Annotated in this window: 2 protein-coding genes and 1 pseudogene; all 3 read left to right on the forward strand. The window is 57.2% G+C overall.

Annotated features, from left to right (window positions below; all coding sequences use genetic code 11):
- The first annotated feature begins 132 nt into the window (after positions 1-132).
- Positions 133-1,047 carry a restriction endonuclease gene (locus tag ACYQ6T_RS10595; protein WP_459830658.1) on the forward strand — a complete coding sequence of 305 codons (915 nt, stop codon included), beginning with the start codon at positions 133-135 and terminating at the stop codon, positions 1,045-1,047.
- A 60-nt stretch (positions 1,048-1,107) separates the two neighbouring features.
- Positions 1,108-1,578 carry a hypothetical protein gene (locus tag ACYQ6T_RS10600; protein WP_459830661.1) on the forward strand — a complete coding sequence of 157 codons (471 nt, stop codon included), beginning with the start codon at positions 1,108-1,110 and terminating at the stop codon, positions 1,576-1,578.
- Positions 1,579-2,125: 547 nt separating this feature from the next.
- Positions 2,126-2,411, forward strand: a pseudogene (locus tag ACYQ6T_RS10605) (hypothetical protein); the annotation flags it as partial.

Below are 2,411 nucleotides of genomic sequence, written 5' to 3' on the forward strand. Positions count from 1 at the left end.
ATACGGTCACTCTCGCTCATTTCCAGTAAAATGCTGATTTGTTCAGCGTGTCCTTAGCTTGATCATGAGGGAACCGCCGCTGTGAGCCAATCCGGATTCATCCTTCGTATCGCGCCAGGAGGCGAAGACAAGGTGCCTGAGGCGCTTCGCTCGGGTGAGTTGATCATCGGATGGGCCGAGGCTGACGGGCTCCTCGACTCAAACCTCTGTTGGGAGAGCTTCCGCGATATCGTCCGCCGCGCCTACTACGCGGACCAGCCCGATCTACGAAGAGCCGGTGGTGCCGCGGGTCATCTCTGGCGGTTCATCCGGGAGATGAAGCCCGGCGACCTCGTCGTCGTCCCATACGGGGCCGACTTTTTCGTCGCGGAAGTGTCTGGGCCCGCGACTTACAATCGGGCCAAGGTCAACGACGACTCCGCCTACAGGCGGGCGGTTCGGTGGCTCAACGGCGGGAAGCCCATCTCCCGTCAGCTTGCGAGATCGGCCCTGGTCTCGCGCATGAAGACGCAGGGCACATGCGCCGACGCGACCGACCTCCTCGATGAAATTAAGGAATGCCTCGGCCTCGCCGAGGGGGGCCAGACGCCCACGTTCCAAACCGATCTCCAAGCACGCTTGATCCGCGAGGTGCTGACGGAAATGCGCAGCGGCCGCATCGAGAGCTTCGGCTTCGAGCGGCTTATCCAAACCGTTCTGCGCGGCCTCGGGGCGGAGGAAGTCCGTATCGTGCCGAGGAGTCAAGACAAGGGGGCTGACCTCATGGCTACGTTCCGCGTGGCCGGAGTCTTTCAACAGGTCGTGGCCGTTCAGGCGAAGCACTGGCAGCCGGAACCCCCAGTGTCCCGTGAGGTAGTTGAGCAGCTCATTCGGGGCATTGAGGCGGAGTCGGCAAACCTCGGCATGGTGGTCACGTCGGGCTCGATCTCCGACGAGGCAGTTCAGGCGGCGGAACAGTACTTCGAGGAAAAGGGGATTCGAATTGAACTACTCGATGGGGAGCAGTTCGCCAAGCTCATGATCGAGCACGGCATACGGACAAGCTAACAACAGCATGCAGCGGACGGCGCTTCGCGCCGCCGCTGATGCTGACCGTTAGGGGGAACTATGTGGAAGAAGGTACTGACCGCACTTGGCTTTATCGGCATCCTGATTGCAGCAAGCGTTGGAGGCCAGATCGGTAAAGAGGTTGGTAAGGCCGCGATGAAGCCCAGCCAGCAAGAAGTCGAGGCGAAACTTGTCGAAGGGTTTACTAAAGCCGCGAATCAATACAACCAGCGATTACCAATGATGGTCGATCAAGACACCCGATTGGATAAGGTGACTGTTGGGCCGGGTCCGAGAGCTGTATATCACTACACCTTTCCTAAATACACATCGAGAGACATTGATGCAAACTGGCTTCAAACAAATCTCCGGCCTGAGGTTATGCGGAAAGTCTGTGCGAGCGCAGACATGAAGAAATCGCTTCAATATGGTGGCATTTATGTTTATGCATATTCTGGAAGTGATGGGGTTGAAATCACCCGCTTTGAAATCGACAGAAACGACTGCGGGTTTCCAAGAATTACCCCCTAACATGGCGTTCGAGAGGGACGCCGCAAAAGCGCGGCGCCCCTCAACTTTACGTTAGGCGACGCGGTAACGCCACCTTTACCGCAACTCACAAACGGAGAACCACTATGAAAAGCTTATTGATTGCCCTACTTCTCGCCGTTACCACCACTGCGAGCGCAGCAAGCGCCGTTGGGGATGCCGTAAAGACGGCGAATCCTTTTGACCTTGATCGGTGCGAACAGAATTTCAGTAGCAACTTGGAATCACAAAGCAAATCCGGAGCACTGCTAATTGCCCGCAATGATGTCGGCCAATGCATGGGAGCATGCGCTAGCGAGCAGGGCATTTGCATTGGTCAATGCCAAGGAAACGGTCAATGCATTTCTAACTGTGCAGCAGCTCATGGTCGTTGTGTGGCTCGCTGCAACTAGGTAGCACAAGAAATTATTGACTGCCTAACACTGCGCTCCAAGGGACGCTGCGCGATAAAGCCGCGCAGCGTCCCTGAGCTTGAACGTTAGCAGCTTATCCCGCTGGCCACGCCAGCACCGTTTGATGAAGGAGTGTGATGAACAAAGCACGTTTTGCAGCAGCCTTGCTGGCCTTGGGCGCAGCATCGGCCCATGCTGATTTACCCCTCACCGTTGAAGACCTGATCACCGACAAAGGCAAGGTCAAGCTCGATGTGTCACTGGCCTACGCCAACAGCGACCGCCAAGGCGTCTCCACGGCTGAGCCCATCACCGTGCAAACGGGGGCAACCTCGTTTGTCACCCTGCCCACGCTGATTGGTGAAAGCCGTGGCAACAGCGATTCAGTGGTGGGCACTTTGGGCTTGCGCTACGGCTTAACGG

This window comes from Hydrogenophilus islandicus (assembly GCF_054657095.1).